This window comes from Clostridium sp. (assembly GCF_051650885.1).
In the GTDB taxonomy this organism is placed as follows: domain Bacteria; phylum Bacillota; class Clostridia; order Clostridiales; family Clostridiaceae; genus Clostridium.
Map to the genome: position 1 here is coordinate 1 of NZ_JBOFRG010000283.1, position 3,192 is coordinate 3,192.

General features: G+C 30.9%; 1 protein-coding gene. It reads right to left on the reverse strand.

Going from position 1 to position 3,192, the window contains the following annotated elements; all coding sequences use genetic code 11:
- Positions 1-119: 119 nt before the first annotated feature.
- A partial coding sequence (locus ACRC28_RS13725; protein ID WP_438544011.1) for an alpha-mannosidase occupies positions 120-3,192 on the reverse strand: 3,073 nt, incomplete at its 5' end.

The following is a 3,192-nucleotide window of genomic DNA, read 5'->3' on the forward strand; positions in this document are numbered from 1 at the left end:
TAATAACTTCCCTCATCTTAATCCTCCTAATTTCTAATTTAAAATTTAAAATTTAAAAGAAGACTTGCATCAAATCTTACAAGTCTTCTTATATATTAAAGGTATCTAAATGGTCTTAACTATTTTAATTTTACTTTAAATGTTTTTATTTCAAATGGTTTTATAGTAAAGCTTACTTTGTTTCCTTCTGGATTTAATTTTTCTAAATCTCTTTCCATTAAGTTACATTCACAGATTTCTTCAATTTCTTTAAAGAATTCCATATTTACATTTGTTCTAGCATTGTGGAACTCATACATTCTTACTATTAAGGGGTCTGAATCCTCTGCTTTTTTAATTACTTCTATCATTACATTTTCTTTATCTAAGTTAACTAAGCTTAATGTGCTATCTAATTCTCCATCTTTAGCATCACAAACTGTTGCAAATAATGGTGTATTTAATTCATAAGCTTTATTAGTTGTTTTTGCCGTCTTAAAGTTTCCTTCATGTGCATAGATTGAGTAAGTTATGAAATGTTCCTCTTTATCAGCATCTGGATTTGGATCACAGCTTGATTTAAGAAGAGTTAATCTCATATTTCCATCTTTAATGTCATGTCCATATTTACAGTTATTCATTACAGAAACTCCAAAGTCTCCTTCTGATAAATCTGCCCACTTATGTCCACACACTTCAAAGCTTGCTACATCCCATGATGTATTGTTATGAGTTGGTCTTGTTACATTTCCATATTGTATTTCAAACGATGCTTCTTTAGTATTTACATCTACAGGGAATGCAGCTTTAACTAAAACATCTCTTTCTTTCCAATCTACATATGTGTCAAAGTCCATTCTTTCTAACTCATTGTATACATATACCTTTTGGATTATAGTTGACTCTAAGAACTTTCTTTCAATTTTTAAAGAACTTCTAACTGGTCCTACTTCAATTACTTCAATACTTTGTACATCATCAATCTTCCACATTTTTTCTTTGTAGTAGATATCTATATCCCAGTTATCAAAGCACATTGGCTTGTCTTCAAATGCTTGAATTTCATTTCCTATAGCTCCATCTTTTAAGATTTCTCTATTTTGAGCCTTGTTTACAAATGAAACTATTTGTCCTTTTTCATCAAACTTAACTGTATAGAATTTATTTTCTGCAAAGCTTTCAGTTAAAGTTACGTTAGAAACTTTAACGTTTGTAGCTTCTACAATCTTAAAGCTTTTGTGTCCATTTGCAGGAACTTCATTTGCAAAGAATATTGCTTTATTATCTTCAATTCTTTGACATACTACTTCTTCCCCATTTTCATTTATTACTGCTGGCATTTTTATATCTTCTGGTACAATAAATGTTGCTATATCACTTCTAGTAAATCCTAAAGTATTAGTAACAACTACACTTCTCTCTTCTAACTTTATAGAGTTTGAAGTTTTATCTAAACCTTCATTTATTAACTTGTCTGCATTTTTCTTTAATGCTTTATATTCAACATCTGTTACATCATATACTTCTTTAATTGATGATCCTGGAATTATATCATGGAATTGATTTAAAAGAACTGTTTCCCATGAGTCATTAATATTCTTTTGTGGATATTCATTTCCAAGTAACATACCAAGTGAGTTTATTTTCTCTGCTGCTGTATACATGTTTTCACAGATTCTATTATCTCTCTTATTTCTTCCCATTGAAGTATAAGTTCCTCTATGGTACTCAAGGTATAATTCTCCTACCCATTTAGGTAATTTTTTATTCCCTTGTACTTTTTCTTCAAGTCTCTTGAAGTAATCTAATGAAGTTCCCATTTGAACTCTTGGTGCTCCTGGTATACCTTTTGATAATCTTCTAGCATTTTCAAGCATTTCTAAAGTAGCTCCTCCGCCACCATCTCCCCATCCAAAGGAAATTAAAACATCATTATTTAAATTTTTATTTTGGTATCTTCTCCATGCTCCCATAATTGCATCTGGTTGAACATGTCCATTATAAGTTGTAAAGTGACTTTCTTTCTCTTGTCCAGGTCCTGTTGTAGTTATAAAGTGAGTTAAAACTTCTGACCCATCAATCCCTTGCCACATAAATGTATCATTTGGAATTTTATTAAATTGGTTCCATGCAATCTTAGTTGTCATAAAGTAATCTACATCTGACTTCTTTAAGATTTGTGGAAGTGCCGCTGAATATCCAAATACATCTGGAAGCCAAAGAATTTTATTATCTACATTAAACTCTTCTTTAAAGAATCTTTTACCATGTAAGATTTGTCTTACTAAAGACTCTCCTGATGTTACATTACAATCAGCTTCAAGCCACATAGCACCTTCTGGTTCCCAAACTCCCTCTTCTACTTTCTTCTTAACCTTCTCATAAATTCCTGGGTGATCTTCTTTTAAGAATTTATATAATTGTGGTTGTGATGACATAAATACATACTCTGGATACTCTTCCATTAACTTAAGAACAGTTGAGAAACTTCTTGCAACCTTTTCTCTAGTTTGAGCTACTGTCCAAAGCCATGCTACATCAATATGAGTGTGTCCTACACATGTTGCAACTACATCACTATGTCCACATAACTTCCCATAAAACTCATCTTCAATAAAATTATTAGCCACTCTTATACTTTTATCATATAATTCTGATTTTGGTCTTCTTAAATCAATTAAATTTATTCCGTCATTTAAAACAGTTATCATATCAATTCTGTTTTTATCTTCTTTTTCAAGTTCTTTACAAACATCTACAGGCACTTTTAAATTCCAGTATAATCTTCTAGCATCCATATCAATTACTACTAATTTACCATGAAGTGTTGCAAGTTTATCTGCAAGCATTCCTGCATAAGCATGTAAATCAATTTCATATTTAGTTCCTGGAACTGCCTCATGACTTAAAATTATTTCTCTATGGTTTATATCTACCCCTTGAATTTGTTCTCCATTTACATAAAGAATAAATTGTGGATTAGTTGCATCCCATCCTTCTTCAAAAGTTGAAAGATTTAATGCTATAGTTTGTCCTTCAAACCTTTCAGGAACAATAACTTCACATTTAAACCAACCATGACAGTCACGTCCTCCCCAAAGATCCCCATTATTAAAATCTCTAAAATCCTCTTCCTTAGCAGATTTTATTCCCTCTATATTATGATAGTTTCCATCTATATATCTATAATTTTCTAATTTAACCTCATCTCTA